Source organism: Flammeovirgaceae bacterium (genome assembly GCA_015180985.1).
GTDB lineage: Bacteria > Bacteroidota > Bacteroidia > Cytophagales > Cyclobacteriaceae > UBA2336.
This window is the reverse complement of sequence record CP054185.1, coordinates 3,109,635-3,126,455: the sequence shown is the minus strand read 5'-3', so window position 1 is coordinate 3,126,455 and position 16,821 is coordinate 3,109,635. Positions and strand designations below refer to the sequence as shown.

12 protein-coding genes and 1 tRNA gene are annotated in these 16,821 nt (G+C 47.3%); 9 read left to right on the top strand and 4 right to left on the bottom strand.

The annotated features are described in order from the left end of the window. The first annotated feature begins 20 nt into the window (after positions 1-20). The 3 genes from lpxK to HRU69_14340 are packed head-to-tail and all read left to right on the top strand — an operon-like array spanning position 21 to position 3,559. Entirely contained in the window at positions 21-1,064 is a 1,044-nt protein-coding gene (lpxK, locus tag HRU69_14350) for a tetraacyldisaccharide 4'-kinase (protein QOI98588.1), read from the top strand. Further along, positions 1,048-2,955 carry a hypothetical protein gene (locus tag HRU69_14345; protein QOI98587.1) on the top strand — a complete coding sequence of 636 codons (1,908 nt, stop codon included), beginning with the start codon at positions 1,048-1,050 and terminating at the stop codon, positions 2,953-2,955. The genes lpxK and HRU69_14345 overlap by 17 nt, the downstream gene beginning before the upstream one ends. After that, positions 2,948-3,559: a tRNA-(ms[2]io[6]A)-hydroxylase gene (locus HRU69_14340; GenBank protein ID QOI98586.1), complete on the top strand. Its 612-nt coding sequence runs from the start codon at positions 2,948-2,950 to the stop codon at positions 3,557-3,559. Before HRU69_14345 ends, HRU69_14340 begins: the two co-directional genes overlap by 8 nt. Here HRU69_14340 and HRU69_14335 read toward each other — a convergent pair whose 3' ends face one another. The 3 genes from HRU69_14335 to HRU69_14325 are packed head-to-tail and all read right to left on the bottom strand — an operon-like array spanning position 3,560 to position 9,162. Next, positions 3,560-7,495: a T9SS type A sorting domain-containing protein gene (locus tag HRU69_14335; GenBank protein QOI98585.1), complete on the bottom strand. Its 3,936-nt coding sequence runs from the start codon at positions 7,493-7,495 to the stop codon at positions 3,560-3,562. A 5-nt stretch (positions 7,496-7,500) separates the two neighbouring features. Continuing rightward, a complete protein-coding gene (locus HRU69_14330) occupies positions 7,501-7,878 on the bottom strand; it encodes a hypothetical protein (protein ID QOI98584.1) in 378 nt (125 codons plus the stop codon). Between the two features lie 27 nt (positions 7,879-7,905). Next, positions 7,906-9,162, bottom strand: a complete 1,257-nt coding sequence (locus tag HRU69_14325; GenBank protein ID QOI98583.1) for an asparagine synthetase B — start codon at positions 9,160-9,162, stop codon at positions 7,906-7,908. A 119-nt stretch (positions 9,163-9,281) separates the two neighbouring features. Between HRU69_14325 and HRU69_14320 the strand changes: the two genes are divergently transcribed. The 4 genes from HRU69_14320 to HRU69_14305 all read left to right on the top strand — a co-directional run bounded on the left by HRU69_14320 (position 9,282) and on the right by HRU69_14305 (position 12,799). Further along, positions 9,282-10,523 carry an ABC transporter permease gene (locus tag HRU69_14320; GenBank protein ID QOI98582.1) on the top strand — a complete coding sequence of 414 codons (1,242 nt, stop codon included), beginning with the start codon at positions 9,282-9,284 and terminating at the stop codon, positions 10,521-10,523. A gap of 62 nt (positions 10,524-10,585) precedes the next feature. After that, positions 10,586-10,672: transfer RNA gene (locus HRU69_14315), tRNA-Ser, on the top strand. Positions 10,673-10,687: 15 nt separating this feature from the next. After that, a complete protein-coding gene (gene galK / locus HRU69_14310) occupies positions 10,688-11,836 on the top strand; it encodes a galactokinase (GenBank protein ID QOI98581.1) in 1,149 nt (382 codons plus the stop codon). 249 nt (positions 11,837-12,085) lie between these two features. Beyond that, entirely contained in the window at positions 12,086-12,799 is a 714-nt protein-coding gene (locus HRU69_14305; GenBank protein QOI98580.1) for an alpha/beta hydrolase, read from the top strand. A 3-nt stretch (positions 12,800-12,802) separates the two neighbouring features. Here HRU69_14305 and HRU69_14300 read toward each other — a convergent pair whose 3' ends face one another. Beyond that, positions 12,803-13,411 carry an arylesterase gene (locus HRU69_14300; GenBank protein QOI98579.1) on the bottom strand — a complete coding sequence of 203 codons (609 nt, stop codon included), beginning with the start codon at positions 13,409-13,411 and terminating at the stop codon, positions 12,803-12,805. Between the two features lie 78 nt (positions 13,412-13,489). Between HRU69_14300 and HRU69_14295 the strand changes: the two genes are divergently transcribed. Then, on the top strand, positions 13,490-14,191 hold the full coding sequence (locus HRU69_14295; protein ID QOI98578.1) for an ABC transporter ATP-binding protein: 702 nt from the start codon (positions 13,490-13,492) through the stop codon (positions 14,189-14,191). Then, complete coding sequence (locus HRU69_14290) at positions 14,188-16,755, top strand: ABC transporter permease (GenBank protein QOI98577.1); 2,568 nt, start codon at positions 14,188-14,190, stop codon at positions 16,753-16,755. The genes HRU69_14295 and HRU69_14290 overlap by 4 nt, the downstream gene beginning before the upstream one ends. The last annotated feature ends 66 nt before the right edge of the window (positions 16,756-16,821 follow it).

Genomic DNA, 16,821 nt, shown 5'->3' with positions numbered 1-16,821 from the left:
TCCTCAAGTTAAAGCATTTCATGTCGGTTTTTAAGTTTCTTCTGCTTCCGCTGGCCATGTTGTACGATGTGGTAACCAGTATTCGTAACAGCCTGTACGATCGCCAGTTGAAGCCTTCGGCCCGGTTTGATTTTCCGATAATCGGCATCGGTAACCTGGCCGTAGGAGGGACCGGTAAAACACCCATGGTTGAGCACCTCATCCGCCTGCTTTCATCCCGGGTAAAGGTAGCCACTTTAAGCAGGGGATATGGACGTAAAAGCAGCGGCCTGCGCTTTGCCGGTAAACAGGATACACCTGCTACCATTGGTGATGAACCCATGCAGCTATTTTCAAAATACGGCAACCAGATTGTTGTTACCGTGTGCGAAGATCGGGCCTTCGCCATTCCGCATATTTTGCAGGAACATCCGGAGGTTGGAGTTATTGTGCTGGATGATGCCCTGCAGCACCGCAGGGTAACGCCAGGATTTATGATTTTATTGACAGACTACCATCGTCCTTTTTATGCGGACCATGTGCTGCCGTACGGACGCCTGCGCGAGGGCAGGGAAGGTGCGTTGCGTGCCAATGTGATTATAGTAACCAAATGCCCGCATGACATTTCGGAAGAGCAGATGATGATAATGGAAAATGCCATTCACACAGTTGCTCACCGGCCGGTATTTTTTTCAACTATACGCTATGGCGAGCCGGTACCTGCTGCTGATGCGGGTACTTTTATACCTGATGTTGTGCTTGTTTCAGGAATAGCCAATCCCATGGTGCTGGAAAATTATGTTGTAAAAAATTTTACACTCCTTCATCATTTCCGGTTTCGCGATCACCACAACTATTCAACAGCAGAGTTGAGAAAAATAGTAAACTTTATTTCGAAGCAAACTAAACCTGTTTCGGTACTTACTACCGAGAAGGATGTTGTTAAACTGATTGCTAATAATAACCGTTTCTGGGCCGGTAAGCTTAATCTTTTTTACCTGCCTATTGAAATGGAGATTATCCGAAATGGTAAGGATTTTGATACGCTGGTACTGGACTATTTAAAACGTGCAACTCCGCAATAAATTTTTTGGTTTAATGGTAGTGGGGCTGATGGTCATCCCCTGCGCAGTTCTGGCGCAGGAAGAAGAGGAACGTCCGCGCGTTGGCTCCCGCATTATTGACGACACCACCCGGCAGATTTACGGACCGACAACTTCACGGTTTTTTACCAGGGATGAAATTTTTTACAACCGTTGGCAAACCTACCCGATTGACACAGTCATCCGTAATTTTCACCGCTTTGGGTATGTTGATTGGTACGAAAATATGTATCAGGACCTCGGAAATATAGGTACAGCCATAACCCCAATCTATGGCGGGCCCGCTGAAACAATTGGCGCCCGTTCAGGATTTGATTCCTATAATTTGTATTGGAATACTGAGGTACCGTTGTATTTCAACACCCGTTCACCTTACTCCAACATGCACGTTATATTAGGTGGTAAAGGCCGCTCGGTTACACATGTAACCTACAGCCGCAATATCAATCCCCGCCTGAATTTTGGTTTTTCCTTCAACGGATTATTTATTGATAAACAGGTACAGCGACAAGGTAAGGGCGACAGGAATGTAAGAAGTAATTATTATGATATCTTTTTAAGTTATCACAGCAGAGACAGTTCGTATGTGCTGCTGGCGAATTTCAGACGAATGTATCACCGGGTTTTTGAATATGGCGGAGTAAAGCTGGATAGTACATATGTTGTTGAAGACTTATTCAAGATCAATGCCCAACCCTGGCTTGAAAATGCCGAGAGCAACGATTTGCGAAGAAATTATCACCTGTACCATCAGTATAAACTGGGTAACGCGTTTCAACTGTATCATCAGTTTGACAGCCACCGTCAGCGTAACCAGTTTCTTGACGGTACCGAGCCAAACGGAACTGTTTTTTTTGATGCCGTTGTAGTGGATAGCGCCACCACGAAAGACCAGGTCAAGTTTAATACTCTTCGAAACGAACTGGGTGTTAAAGGAAATGTACTTAAAATTTTCTACAACGGGTTTGTTACATTCAGAAACTTTGCAATGAACTACAAATACTTCAACGAAGATTATTTTTATTGGCCAACCACAGGCACCGAGTTTTATGTAGGCGGCCGGATGATAGTGGATGTGAAATCGTGGGTAAAGGTTTTTGGACAGGCCGAATGGATGCTTGACGATCGCTACCGGATTAACGCAGCCATTCAATCCCGGTGGTTTGAAACTTCTATCGAGCGGTCAGTTTACTCACCCTCCTTCTTGCAACAGGCCTACCGGGGCAGTCATGATGTGTGGATGAATAATTTTAATAATACTGAAGCCAGCCGGATAAAAGGCAACCTGATTGTTAAGTCGAGGCGATTGGGTTTCTATCCCGGTGTCAGCTTAAGCACCTTTCGGAATCTGGTCTTCTTTAAGAAAGGTGATTACGGTATTGATCAGACCGTGTTACCGATTCAAACCGAAGGATTTCAGACCCTGATCAATCCGGAACTGCGGCTAACTGCTACGGTAATAAAAAATCTGTCCTTTAATGTTACGGGTATTTATACAGAAGTGCTTGAGAATGCCGGTGATGCGATTCAGGTGCCGCGTCTTTTTGTAAACAGCCAGTTGGCCTATTCAAATATCTGGTTTGGCGGCAATTTCGATTTTCAGGTTGGGGTGGATGCTCATTGGAAGTCTACATATTATGCATACGGTTATGACCCCGTTATTCAGCAGTTCTATCAGCAAAAAGAAGTTAAAGCACCCGATTTCCCCGTGATTGATGTCTTTCTGAATGCCAAGGTGCTGCGTGGCCGTATTTTTTTACGGTACCATAATTTATTTAAGGCTTTCAGCAACACAGGCCCGGTACCTACGCCTGGTTATCCGGGTGTGCGCAACGTAGTTGATTTTGGATTTGACTGGTCGTTTTATGACTAAGAAAACCGCTAAGGATAAATACACACTTGGGTTGGAATTGCCCACCGATCCACGCTGGGCCGATATGGCCGGTAAGAATATACACGATGTACTTGTTGATCATGCCTACTGCGAACAGAAGGCGGCATCGTCATGCATTTCGCTTATCGTTCAATACCCGGATAAAGAAAAACTGGTTGAAGTGCTAACCCCGGTGGTTGCTGAAGAGTGGAATCACTTTGAACGGGTGGTAGATGAATTGAAGAAACGGAAACTGCCGCTGGGCAGGCAACGCAAGGACGAATACGTGGAGGCTCTTCAGAAAATTATCCGCAAAGGAGGTAGCCGCGAAGAACAACTGGTTGAAAAACTGCTGCTGAATGCGCTGATTGAAGCGCGCAGTTGCGAGCGGTTTAAAATGTTATGGAAAAACATACCGGATAAAGCCCTTTCGGAATTTTATTATGAACTGATGGTATCCGAAGCGGGTCATTACAAAAACTTTCTTTCATTAGCCAGGCAATACCGCCCCGCTGCCGAAGTAGACAGGCGCTGGCGCGAATTGCTTGAACAGGAAGCGGAGATTATCCGCCACCTGAAAGTCCGCCCCGACCGGATGCACTGATTATTTTTTAATGACAAATTTAGAGCTTGAGGTGCCTCCGGAAGTTTGTAATAAAAAAAAGTAAACTCCATCAGGCCGGTTACCCAATTCAAGGCTTTGCTCATGTTTTCCGGCAGGCTTTTGCCCCAGGTTTTGCTGAGTTAACAATTTGCCGGTCGGATCAATAACTTTCAGGTTTACATACGAACGTTGTTTCAATTCAAACGCAGCCGTTATAAAATCATTAGCCGGATTCGGGTACAGGCTGAATTGCTGAACAACGGTTTCAGGATTTTCTATGCCGGTGGGCGCCATCTGTATGTTCACAAAATCAATGGCCCATCCCCATGCATTGGTGGTTGGACTGGTTTTTATACGAAAACGGATGAGCACCTCATCACCATCGTTAAATGTTTCAGTAAGGTCAATTACATGATCAACAAACATCGATTTATTTCCCGGCTGGCCGGCCGTATATGCCGAAAGCCAGGCCGGATCATGGGCGGCATCGTAGGCTGGAGCCAGGGCAATCCAGTCCAATCCGTTGGTAGTTGCTTCAACTACCACATAATCGTTAACCGGCTCAACAATGGCGATATCGCGATAGTGAAGAAGCGGTGAGGCGGCATTTACTTTTACCGGGTGCCGGATGATTAACTGATATTCAAAATTATTTACGTAACTATGTTGTGTTTGCAGGTTACTGCGTTCGTTGTTGTTGCCACCCGGTGTGGTTTGCAACGAAAGTCCGGTAACGGTTAAATCCGATGTAGTTTTGAAATACGTTGAATAGGTGTCTTCCAACGACAGTATATCGAGGTGGTTCAGTGGATAGGTTATCGAATGTACCGGGCCGTTACCCTTGAAACCAATTAGTTTTAAGTCCTTGTTTCCCGGGGTCAGGTCAGAAACGCTAAGGACTATTTCGGAAGGAACGGTGGCCGGCAGACTACCTATTTTTGTTGCTCCCGCAAAAACCTGTACGCTGTCGAAGTTTTCCTCCACTTTTACTTTCAGTTTTAGGTCCTCTTGGGGCGAAGTTCCTGATGCAACTACCTCAGGCTTTTTGAAAGGAGTTTGCAGGGCATCAATCGTAGCTGTCCAGATGCCGCGGCCGTGAGTGGCAATTACTACCTGGTCGTCCTGGCCTTTCATATCCCACACGGAAACTTTTGGAAATTCATCAATCAGGGCCCACGTTTGGCCGTTATCCAGGGACTCAATAATGCCAATTTCAGAACCTACCCAGATGATGTTCGGATTATCGGGCCTTACGTACAGGCAATACACGGCAACATCAGGGAACCCGGTACTGCTCTCAGCATTGTTGCCGAAGCCGGAAATATCCTGCCAGGTTTGGCCCAGATCGGTCGTGCGCAGCACTTTTGGTGCATCAGCAAAGGAGAACAGGGCATAGGCCGTGTTCGGTTCAAACGGATGCGATGCCAGTTTGCTGATGGTGCCCAGAGTGACATCCGTGAAGTTGTTTGTTAGGGTAAAGGAAAGTCCGCCATTGGTTGATACGTGTAAGTTTCGTGTGGCCGACATGCCGCTGCCGGCCCATACAATGTTGGCATTGGCCTGTGAAACCTCTACATCGAGAAATGTACTGGCGCCCCATTTTTCGGTTATCGGGGTGAGTGTCCAACTGGTGCCAAAGTTGGTTGACCGGAAAACTCCTGATGAGGTTACCGTAAAAATCGTTTCGGGGTTGAGCTTGGAGTTGGCAAGCTTTGAAATAAAGGGCGATGTTCCGGTAATGCCTGATGTTGCGGGCGTCCAACTGTTGCCACCATTGGTCGACCTGGAGAAATTATTAAACTGCGAGCCGCCAATCAGTTTCTGGTCGTCCAGGCTGTGCCACAATACTTCAAACCCATCACCGCCCAGGTTAAACACGTAGTTGGTAGTGGCGGATGCGACTGTGTTGGCTGGTGATTTCCACGTGCCGTTATCCTGCATACCACCAAAATATTCGTCTTTGCCGGGCCGTTTGTCAGCACCGTAAAACTGGCTGGTGTTGTACGTGTTGCCCGCCATCGTCCAGTTACCTTGTGCGATGCCTGGCGATGAGGAGGTATTCGAAACGAATAATCCGCCATCGTTGGCTACCAAAATTTTGTAGGTGCTTCCGGACATGGGGATGATTACAATATTGTGTTGATCAGGGTGCATATCCACCCCAAAAGTCTGGAAACGGTTTTTACCATCGAACTGGTTGTACGCATCCGAAACGGTTATGGTGGAGGCATTAAGTTTAGGAACGGACGTAAACAAAAACCTCAATTGCGACTCAACTACATCACCCGGCCACGATTTTCCCTCGGCCAGGTAAGGCCAGATGTTGTACATCATATTGAATACCTGCCCTCCATTAACTGCAATGCTGGGGCTTGGCGCTGAAGCATTATAGGTTACGTTATTTACATAAACATACTCGCGGCTTTGCTGAAGGGCTGTGCCATCTGTATTGAAGTTGATCAGGTTGAATTGGCCGTCACGGCCCTGGTCGCGGAAAGAAACCATCAGTTGCCGGTTGTTTGTAATATCCCAAACTTCAAAAGGAACATCTACGTAATCGGTGTAAGAATAATTTGCTTCGGGCACACCTGAAGTGGCTCCTTCAGGGACCAAGAACCGGTGTGCTTTCTGTGATTTGCCCGGCCCGAAGCGGAGTTCCACTGATATGGAATTGGCCTGCGGCCCTACCTGAAAGTTGCCGTTGGAAGCCCCGGTAAACGTGACCAGTTCCATAAAACTTTGTGTGGCATTTTGTTGCAGCGAATAGGAGCCCACGCTGGTTGAGCCCCCCGTTAGTTGGGTGCGAAAAAGATTTACACCGCCATAATAAACAATGTTCGCATTAAACGGATCGCAGGCAATGGTGTTATCATACCAGCCTTGTCCGCCCAAAAAGTTAACACCGGTTCCGTTAAAGGTTACATCAACCAGTGACCAGCTTGTTCCGCCATTATCCGACATGTATAAATCAGAATTGGTGCCCGAAAGGCTACCCTCAGTGCTGGCAAATATTCGGTTAGGGTTTACCGGTGATACCGCAATCTCCACGCGGCCGGTTATGTTCATCCCGGTGTTTGATGCGGACCAGGTTTGCCCGCCATCGGTAGATTTGAGCACGCCAAAGCCGTTACGGGTAGCATACTGAATGTTAAAATTACCGGGCGTGGCCTTTAAATCCTGAATAAACGAAAGCGTTGAAGTCTGCGTCCAACTGGTTCCGCCATTGGTGGTACGGTAAATGCCGTTGTTGGTAGCAACAATTACAACATCGGCATCGGCCGGATCGATAATTAGCCGATTTACATCATTGAAGCCAGCGGTAGATGGAAGGTAAGTCCAGGTAATACCCCGATCGGTTGATTTAAATATACCGTTGCCATTTACGCCATCTACATTACCAAATCCTTCGCCTGTACCGCAGTACATAATGTTATTGTTTGATTCGGCCATGGCGATAACGGTGGTAGCCAGGTTGGGTAAATCCGGAGTAAGCAGCGTCCAGCTCTGGCCGGCATTGGTGGTTCTCCAGATGCCTCCGGCCACCGAGCCGGCATACCACGTGTTGCGCTGTGGGTCAATCGGGTCAACTATCAGTCCACGGGTACGGCCCGGCACGTTGGCAGGTCCGCGTTCGGTCCATGCCAATACACCATTGCTTTGCTGGCGGCCGGCTTTTTTGCGTGCGGCCTCGGTTTTGGCTTTCAGTAGCTCTTTTATCTTATAACCCTGCTGATAGCCGGGTTTATCCTGGCTCTCCCTTGTGCGTATGCCTCTGTGGAAAAGTATAAACTGTTCAGGAGCATCCACATGGTCTTCAGCAGTTTCTTTGTTGTTTACTGAAACACCTGCTGCATTGTTAAGCGGATTAAAATAAATAACCCCCAGAATGGAAACACAAAATGCAGTTGTTAGTAAAATGATTTTATTGAATGACATCGTGTTCAGGGTTTTCTTGTCTGTACGCTGATGATTTTCCTGTGTATGTTTTCTGGTTCTGTATCTTTTATAATACCCGGAGAGTCAACAACTTCCAGTTCATTATCGTTAAGCCATTTGATGTAACCCGGCAAAAAAGAGCCCCGTGTTATTATTTTTCGGGAGGCCGCTTCAACAACAAGGTAGTCTTTCCGACCTGTTGCGGGTTCCGCATTTTCTGCAATACACAACGCAATGTCTTTTGATTCATTATAGACTAAAACAGAACCGGGTAATTGGGTTTGGATAAAATTTTCAAAAGAAGATTGTTTAATCGGCTTTGTCGGTTGGCACGATTGAAGGAGGGCAAAACTGCCAATGAGTACAATTAATGGTAGTGGCATCTGTCAAAGATAACAACTGGCAGTCAATCAGGTTTTCTGCTTTTTCTTTTTTGCCGCAGGGAACAGCACATTGTTCAGAATAAGCCTGTATCCGGCAGAATTGGGGTGCTGGTTCAGGTCGGTATGTTCTTCGCCTACCTGGTGCTGGTAATCTTCCGGGTCGTGGCCGCCATAAAACGTCCAGAATCCTTTGCCTAAAACGCCATGCAGGTATTTGGCTTCTTTTATTTCTTTGTTCTCGGCCATAATCACTACATCGGGTTTGATGAGGTGCTTTTTAAAGCCGGTGGTCTGTCCGAAAAATCCTTTAATCACTTTTGAGTGATTTTGGGTGAGCATGGTAGGTATCGGGTCCCACTTGGCTGAGAATTCAAACAATGTAAAGTAGTCATTATCCTGTCGCAGCCCGCGCTCGTGCGGTTGGTTGTCAATATTGGAAAATTCATATTGGTAGGGGTCGCGCACCAGCTTGAAATCGGCAAAGGCCAGCGTACGTTCAAAGTCAAGTTTCTCCTGCGCGCGCGGGTCGGCCGGGTCGCCATCGTACATACGCTCGCAGATGTCAATACCTTCGGCTGCCAGGGCAATATCGTAGCTGTCGGTGGCTGAGCACATGGCAAACATAAAACCGCCACCGGCCACAAACTCTTTTATCTTTTTTGCCACCGCCAGTTTCAGTTGCGATACTTTATGAAACCCGTGTTTACGGGCCATCTCTTCGGCTTCCTTTTGCTGCTCAATATACCAGGGCATATGGCCAAACGAGTTGTAAAATTTTCCATACTGGCCGGTAAAATCTTCGTGGTGCAGGTGCAGCCAGTCGTATTTCGGCAACATGCCGGCCAGTACTTCATCATCATAAACAACATCATACGGTATCTCGGCATAGTTCAGCACCAGGGTAACGGCATCATCCCATGGCTGAGCAGTTTTTGGCGAGTACACGGCAATGCGCGGGTACTTTTCCAGTTTCATTATGTCGTAGTTCAGGGCTGGGCTGGCAATCTCGCTGATGATTTGGTTGGCCTGGGCAGAAGAGATGATTTCAAAACTAACCCCGCGCACCACCAGTTCGTTCTGGATGGCCGGGTGATACTGGCACATAAAGCTGCCTCCCCGGTAATTCAGCAGCCAGTCAACCTCGGTTTCGGAGCGTAAAATCCAGTAGGCGATGCCATAGGCCTTCAGGTGGTTGGCCTGCCGCTCGTCCATGGGTATAAAGATGTAATTGGCTACTGCCACCCTTATCACAAGCAACAACCCGAATAAAACCGCTGCACGCATGGTATTTTGCTTACTTTTAAAACCGAATGCCAAAGTTACCGGTTATAACTTCAAAAAACAGGCCTGTAGTGTAACATTTGGCTGTTCTTTTCAACGTATTAGCACACTAAATCTGTTTCATGAATCTGCTGGAAAACGTAAAAGAAGGGTTGCGGTCAGTGCAGGCCAATATGCTTCGCTCGGTCATTACAGCTCTGATCGTAGCTATTGGTATTACTGCGTTGGTGGGCGCCTTAACGGCTGTTGATGGTATTGAAAAGTCGGTTACTGAAAGCCTCACATCGCTTGGTGCCAATTCGTTCGACATTGAGTCGAAATCCAACCGGGGGCAAAGCCAGCAGGGTGTGCTTGAAAAAAGTTACCCGCGTATAACCATGCGGCAGGCGCAGATGTTTGCCGATGAGTTTGAATATCCGGCCAACGTAAGTATATCGGCAATGCTAACGATGGTGGCTGAGATAAGCCGCAACTCAAAGAAAACCAACCCGAACGTTAATGTGATGGGCGCTAATGCAGATTATGCCATGATTAAAGGGCTTGAGTTTGTGCAGGGCCGCAACATTTCGGAGTTGGAGTTTAACTACGGGGCCCAGGTAGCCATTTTGGGAGATAAGATCAGGCAAGCGCTTTATGATGAAAACGAGCCGGTAGAAGGAACTGAAGTAACTATTTTGGGATCACGTTTTCGGGTAATTGGCGCACTGGCTCCAAAAGGAGGATTTGGCGATCCGAGTTCCAATTTTGATAACATGATTATCATCCCGTTAAAAAAAGCTAACCAGATGGCCAAAGGTCGCAGTTTATGGTACCGGATAACCGTAGCCATTACAGACCCCACGCAGGTTGACTTTGCCATGGGCGAAGCCACTGCGCTGATGAGGCGCATCCGGGGCGACCAGCCGGGCCGGGAAGATTCGTTTGTGGTGGACAACAACATTACCTTGCTGGAGCGCACCTCCGAGATAGCCGGGTACATTCGCACGGCCGGTTTTGGGTTGGGGTTTGTAACGCTGCTTGGTTCGGCCATTGCGCTTATGAATATTATGCTGGTTTCGGTTACCGAGCGTACCCGCGAAATTGGCGTACGCAAGGCGCTGGGTGCCACTCCGCTGCGCATCCGGCAACAGTTTGTTATCGAAGCCATTGTGGTATGCGTGCTGGGAGGATTGCTGGGAATTTTGTTGGGCATTTTAGCAGGCAATGCCGGGGCCAAGTTTATGGGCATGAAGAATTACATTATACCCTGGTTCTGGATTTTCTTCGGGTTGTTTGTGTGCGTGGTGGTCGGCCTGCTTTCCGGATACTACCCGGCTCATAAGGCATCCAAGCTCGATCCGATCGAATCGCTTCGCTTTGAATAAGCAAAAAACTCGTTGAACTAAAACTCCTGTCTTCGGGCAGGAGTTTTTATTTTTGCGCTCCCGGAGAGATGCCAGAGCGGTCGAATGGGACGGTCTCGAAAACCGTTGTACGGGCAACTGTACCGAGGGTTCGAATCCCTCTCTCTCCGCTAACCGTATTCTGTTTGATTACCACCAGACTTCATCAGCAGTTTGCCGATATATTTAGTTCTTCACCTCTTGTTGTTCGGGCACCCGGGCGAATAAACCTGCTTGGCGAACATACCGATTACAATGAAGGCTTTGTGTTACCGGCTGCCATTAATTTTACGGCCCATGTTGCAATAGCCAGGCGTAACGACAACCGGGTGGTGCTCTATTCGGCTGAATTTCATGAAACTTACGAAACAGATTTACCGAGCCTTCATCCTGTTAAAAACTGGCCTGATTATGTAACCGGAGTTGTGGCTCAGTTATTGAAAAACGATTTCCGGTTGAGTGGCTTTAACCTGATACTCACAAGTAACATACCCATTGGCGCAGGGCTATCTTCTTCGGCTGCTGTTGAATGTGCTGTTGGTTATGCATTGAATAAACTTTTTGATCTGAAAATTGAAACGCTGCAATTGGCCCGCATCGCCCAACGTGCCGAACACGAATTTGCCGGAACCATGTGTGGAATTATGGACCAGTTTGCCAGTTTGTTTGGCAGAAAAGATCATGTGGTGAAATTGGATTGCCGTTCGTTAGAACACCAGTACCTGCCATTTCAATTTACGGGTGTAGAAGTAGTTTTATTGGACACGGGAGTGAAGCACGCACTGGCATCATCGGAATATAATACACGCAGACAAGAATGCGCTGAGGGAGTTTCGGTGATTGCAAAAAAATACCCACAGGTAAGCAGCTTACGCGATGCAACTGCTGTAATGGTTGATGAGTGTATTCCAACCAACTCAGTTATCTATAATCGTTGCCGGTATGTGGTGGAGGAAAATGAGCGCCTGCTGGCCGCCTGTGATGATCTGATGAACAGGGATATACTGGCGTTTGGTAAAAAAATGTTCCAAACACATAGCGGTCTATCCAACCTCTACGAAGTAAGTTGCCCGGAACTGGATTTTCTGGTTAAGCATACGAAGAATATGCCCGGAGTACTTGGCGCCCGCATGATGGGCGGAGGTTTTGGCGGTTGCACCATCAATCTGATAAACTCCGATCAGGTTCAATCCGTTATTGACAGCGCATCCTCCGCTTATCGCCTGGAAACAGGAAAAACCTTAATGACGTACCGGGTGTCTTTGGCTGATGGTGCCTCTGTCACAACTCGTTAATGCTGGTTTGATAATTGCCTGAATTGTGTTTTTAGTATTAAAACGGCATATTTAGCGTTTATGAAGTTCGCATTCTTAAGTATAATGCCACGGTTAAAGGCTCTCCTGCTAGCGTTATTCTGCTTTTCTGGCATCTTTCTAAACCAGGTACAGGCGCAAAAAAAAGGCGAAACGTCTTATTTCAAGGTTTCAGACGTTAGATATTCTCAAAAGGCTAAAGACGCACGGTTTAATTCCCTTGATATTTATATGCCCCGTAAGGGCAGCAATTCTCCCGTAATCATCTGGATTCATGGCGGTGTATGGACATTCGGTGATAAAACTGATGTGGATAATAAGCCGGAATATTTTACTTCTCGCGGATACGTTTTTATTTCCATTAACCACCGGCTTTCGCCTGATGCAAAATTTCCGGTACATGTGCAGGATGTTGCCGATGCAGTTGTATGGGTTTATAACAACCTGGTTCATTACAGCGGAGATCCGTCAAAGATTTTTTTAATGGGCTATGCATCAGGCGCCCACCTGGCGGCACTGGTCTCGCTTAACGAGCACCTGTTAAAGGAAGCTGGCGGTTCGTTGAATTTTATTAAAGGTGTGGTGTTGTTAGATGGTGTTGGGTTCGACATGGTATCTACCATGCCCGATGCTGTTAGTAAAGTACGCGAGTGGTGTATTGATACGTTTGGCGATTCGCCCGATAACTGGGCCGATGCCAGCCCGGTGAGCTATGTTAAAGCCGGTGGCATGGCGCCACCCCATTTAATTATTTATGCCGGTACAAAAAGTCCAACCGAAAAGGATGCTGTGTTACTCGCCAAAAAACTAACCGAAGCCGGCATCAAAAACAAAGTGATGAATTACAGTAAGAAAAGTAACTTATCGATAAACAAAGAACTCGGTAAAGACGATGATAAGGTTGCTGAGGATATTCTTGTATTCCTCCATGAATGCCTGCGCTGATCTTCAGAGCAGTGGCTCGATAATTTTTACCAGGTTGGCGGCTACAATTTTATGCCCTTCAATATTAGGGTGAATGCCGTCTGGCAGATTGAGTTTTTCGTTACCCGCAACACCTTCAAGCAGAAAGGGGATAAGCACCGCATTGTTTTTTTTGGCTAAATCCGGAAACAGTGCTTTAAAACCTGCTGAATATTCAGGCCCCATGTTGGGTGGAACCAGCATACCTGCAACGACAATTTTTGTTTTCGGGAATTTTGCTTTCACTTTGTTAATAATAGCCTGCAGGTTGGCGCGTGTTTGCTCAAGCGGCAGGCCGCGAAGGCCGTCATTAGCGCCTAACTCCAAAATAAAAATGTCAACGGGTTGCCGCAGCATCCAGTCAATCCGGGTAAGCCCGCCTGCCGAAGTTTCACCGCTCAACCCGGCATTAATCACCCGGCAGGGCTTGCCTTTCGCATTGAGTTGCTTCTCTACCAGGGCCGGAAACGCCTCTTCGGGCGAAAGCCCATAGCCGGCCGTCAGGCTGTCGCCAAAAAAAAGGATGGTCCGTTTCGGGATTGTATCCTGCAACAGCATCAGTCCAACAATAAACAACACGGATTTTAATACCATAAATCAAACTTAAGCCCCAAGATTGAAACAATTTTAAGACATTACACTTTTATTACTGAATACGACAAGCAAAAAACCATGACACAACCCGTTCTTCAGGCCGATAACCTAACAAAAACCTATTTATCAGGTAGCGCCCCGCTAACAGTACTCAACAACGTAAGTTTCGCTGTGAGGCAAGGTGATACACTGGCCATTATCGGCCCATCCGGAAGCGGCAAAACCACCTTGCTTGGGCTGTGTGCGGGCCTGGATGTACCCACCAGTGGTACGATAACACTAATGGGCTTTAAACTTAATTCCATGACCGAAGACGATCGGGCTTACATCCGCAATCAGTTCCTGGGCTTTGTATTTCAGAATTTTCAACTATTACAAACCTTAACAGCACTTGAAAATGTGATGGTTCCGCTGGAATTGCGTGGTGAAAAAAATGTAGCCGCAAGGGCGGTTGAATTACTGAAACGCGTAGGATTGGCTGATCGGCTCCATCATTACCCGTCACAACTATCAGGTGGTGAGCAGCAGCGGGTAGCCATGGCGCGGGCGTTTATCACAAACCCTAAAATTCTGTTTGCTGACGAGCCTACCGGTAATTTAGATGATGAAAATGCCAGGCATCTTACCGAGTTGTTGTTTAAACTAAACCAGGAGGAAGGTACTACACTGGTATTGGTAACGCACAACCTGGAGCTGGCTCAAAAAACCAACCGCATCCTGCGTATGCGCGGTGGTGAATTGATTGAAGATTCATCCGCTGTTTCAATTGTAGAATCATGATTGAATACACCATCCGGTTAAAACGGAAATCAAAAAACATTTTTGGAGACGGCTGGGTTTGGCGCATGGCCTTGCGCGATGCGCGCCATAATGGTTCACGGTTGGCTCTATTCATGGCATCGCTGGTGGCCGGTATCATGGCCATGGTGGCGCTCGATTCGCTGAACAACGGGCTGCAGAAAGACATCGACCGCAATGCCAAAGAATTACTGGGTGCGGATATGCTGGTAAATGCCAGCAGGCCATTTGAACCGGAATTGATAAGCCTGTTTGATTCCATTCCTCATCCACAGGCCGATGAAGCCGATATGGCATCGATGGTGCTGTTTGTCAATTCAGGAAACTCAAGATTAATCAGGTTGGTTGCTCTGCGCGGTGCATTTCCTTTTTACGGAAAGATAGAGACACTGCCTGCTGATGCTTACGAAAAGATGAAGACCGGAGGACATGCTTTGCTTGATGAAACCTTAGCCAGCCAGTATGAAGTGAGTTCAGGCGACACGATTAAGATTGGGAACTATAGATTTCCGGTGGCCGGTGTGGTAACCAAGATTCCGGGTGGGGGAGGGATATTAGCAACCTTCACCCCCTCGGTATATATCGCATGGGCCGATTTGGATTCAACCCGGCTGGTGCAGTATGGCAGTAGGGTTAACTACCGAAAATACATAAAAACCGCCAGTGATGCACAGGCAGTTGAATTGGCCGGTAAACTTAAACCACTGGCGCGCAAATACGGCCATGGATTTGATGATGTGGAGGAACGCAAGCGCGAGTTGGGCGAAGCGTTTCAATCGGTATATCGTTTTTTTTCGTTACTGGCATTTATAGCGCTTATTCTGGGCTGCATTGGTATTGCCAGCTCGGTGCACCTGTATTCACGCGAAAAAAGAGCCGAGGTAGCTGTGCTCCGCTGTGTTGGTTCCTCAGGCTGGCAAGCCTTTAATATTTTCTTTATTCAGATATTTTTTCTAAGCATACTTGGCAGTTTTGTTGGTTCATTGCTCGGTATTGGTATTCACCAACTACTTCCAATCCTCTTTGGTAACCTGGTGCCGGTGGAGATTAATTTATCAGTTTCGTGGCTATCGGTTATAAAAGGTATGTTGCTGGGTACGCTTATGGGCACGTTGTTTTCAATGTTGCCGCTACTGTCGATCCGGTTTGTGCCTCCGCTTACGGTACTCCGGGGGGAGTTTGAGGCCGGAAAAATTTTTTCAAAAGCAAAAGTTGCAGCGCTTGCCGGTGTAGTATTGTTCCCGGTTGCGTTTGCAGTTTGGCAAACCGGTGAAACGGTAACGGGTTTCTTTTTTGTTACTGGTTTTCTGGTGGCACTGGGTATGCTGGCATTGGTAGCATTGCTTTTGTTGCGGGCCGTGCAAAAGTTTTTTCCGGTCCGGGCTTCCTTTGTTTGGCGGCATGCACTTGCCAACCTGTTCAGGCCAAATAACCAGAGTCGTGTGCTGATGGTAACCATCGGTCTCGGTGCATTTTTAGTGGCTACACTCAATATTATTGAAAAGAGTTTACTCAGCCAGGTTGAATTCAGTGGTCGTGAAAATCAATCGAATACCATACTGTTTGATATCCAGCCTTCGCAAAAAGAGGGTGTTATTGCGCTGATAAAAGCCAATGACCTTCCGGTAAACCAGGTGGTGCCGATTGTTACATGCCGCCTGGCCGAGGTAAAAGGGAAACCAATTGATCTGTTGCAACGCGACACCACCGATGGCATACCCAACTGGGCGCTAACACGTGAGTACCGTGTAACCTATCGCGACAGCCTGCATCATTCCGAAGAATTGATTAAAGGCGAGTTGCAGCGCAAAACTTCCGGTCGTGACTCGGTGTGGGTAACTATTTCGGAGGGTATGCACGAGAACCTCGAAGTAGCCGTGGGCGATTCGCTGGTGTTTGATGTGCAGGGTGTGCCGGTTAAAGTGCGCATCAGCGGCATCCGCAAGGTTGACTGGCCTAAAGATCCTCCGAACTTCATATTTGTCTTTCCGGCAGGAGTACTGGAGGAGGCTCCGCAGGTTTTTGTTACCTCCACACGCATTACCGACCAGCAACGGGCCAATCAGTTTCAGCAGCGGTTGGTGAATGAGTACCCCAATATATCACTAATTGATCTTCGGTTGATTTTGAGTACCGTCAATGAATTGTTTGATAAACTGGGCGCAGTAATTCGTTTTATGGCGTTGTTCAGCATCATTACCGGACTGGTTGTATTGGCCGGATCAGTCACTAACAGCAAGTTTATCCGGATAAGAGAAAATGTGTTACTGCGCACGCTGGGTGCCCGTACCGGGCAAATAAACCTGATAACGTTAATAGAATATGGATATGTAGGATTATTCTCGGCCTTAACAGGTATGATTCTGTCGCTGGGCGGTGGGTACCTGCTTACAACCTTCTTCTTTAAAATTACCTTTGCTTTCAGCTGGCCGGAGTTGGTTACAACCATTGCGGGAGTAGTATTTCTTACCATGCTCATCGGCTGGTGGAACTCCCGCGAAGTGATTGCCACACCCCCGTTGCAGGTACTGCGCAAAGAGGGCTGACCGGTCGGTGAAAATCATTATCTTGGTTACTGATGTTGAAGCGAGGTATAGGTTGCCTGATTTTAA